We start from the raw sequence: 231 nt of genomic DNA on the forward strand, positions 1-231 counted from the left end.
CCCAGCGCGATATTGCCGCAGCCGGCGGCCTTGGGCATGGCGAAGGAGTTGTCGACCAGGGTGTTGCCGTCCACTTGCAGGTAGCCGATGAAGTTCGGCTCGTCGGTCCAGACCGTGGTCGCAACGCCAGGGTTGCCGGAGATCGGCTGGTTCGGCGCCGGCGGCGCGGTGGTGCCGGTCTGCAGATTGAGCACGATCGGGTTCTGCGGCGTGCCGATGTAGCAACTGCCG

Annotated in this window: 1 protein-coding gene; it reads right to left on the minus strand. The window is 67.1% G+C overall.

What is annotated here, in order from left to right:
• Positions 1-231, minus strand: a 231-nt coding sequence (locus HKX41_13905; protein ID NNC25227.1) for a hypothetical protein, incomplete at both ends; no start/stop codon positions are given.

Source organism: Salifodinibacter halophilus (genome assembly GCA_012999515.1).
GTDB classification, from domain to species: Bacteria; Pseudomonadota; Gammaproteobacteria; order Nevskiales; family Salinisphaeraceae; genus Salifodinibacter; species Salifodinibacter halophilus.